This window comes from Neisseria sp. 74A18, assembly GCF_001308005.1.
GTDB lineage: Bacteria > Pseudomonadota > Gammaproteobacteria > Burkholderiales > Neisseriaceae > Neisseria > Neisseria dumasiana.
The window spans coordinates 1-819 of record NZ_LGZA01000077.1; the positions used below are offsets into that span (position 1 = coordinate 1).

1 protein-coding gene is annotated in these 819 nt (G+C 57.6%); it reads right to left on the reverse strand.

Going from position 1 to position 819, the window contains the following annotated elements; all coding sequences use genetic code 11:
* Positions 1-819: Ig-like domain-containing protein (locus tag AKG43_RS11855; RefSeq protein WP_197273155.1), on the reverse strand; the 819-nt coding region annotated here is incomplete at both ends.

Sequence of the window (819 nt, forward strand, 5' to 3'; positions counted from 1 at the left end):
CGGCCGGAGCATCGGTTTTGCCCGTAATCGTCGGGGTGTTGTCTTTGCTGTTGTCCGGTGCGTCTACGCTGATCATCGGCGCAGAGGTATCGATAACGTTGCCTTCTTTGTCTTCGGCAGTGGCGGTATTGCCCGCTTTGTCGCTGACGGTGGCTTTAACGCTGTATTCGCCGTCCGGCAGTGCATTCGGTACGTCTACGCTGTAACCGCCGTCTTTCTGAACGGTGGTGGTGACGGTTTGGGTATTGCCTTTGGCATCGGTTACCACCAAAGTCACCACTTGGCCTTCTTCCACGTCGGTGGTGGTGCCGGTGATGGTCGGGGTGTTGTCGCTGCTCAGTGCCGGTGCGTCTACGGTGATGGCGGCTTGGGTGTCCACCGAACCTTTGTCGGCGGCTTTGCCTTCGTTACCGGACGGATCTTTGACTTTGGCTTCCGCCGTGTAGTTACCGTCGGGCAATGCGTTCGGCACGTCTACACCGTAGCTGCCATTACCTTTAACGGTAGTCGTCACAGTTTGGGTGTTGCCCTTGGCGTCGGTCACCACTACGGTCACTACGGAACCGGCCGGAGCATCGGTTTTGCCCGTAATCGTCGGGGTGTTGTCTTTGCTGTTGTCCGGTGCGTCTACGCTGATCATCGGCGCAGAGGTATCGATAACGTTGCCTTCTTTGTCTTCGGCAGTGGCGGTGTTGCCCGCTTTGTCGCTGACGGTGGCTTTAACGCTGTATTCGCCGTCCGGCAGTGCATTCGGTACGTCTACGCTGTAACCGCCGTCTTTCTGAACGGTGGTGGTGACGGTTTGGGTATTGCCTTTGG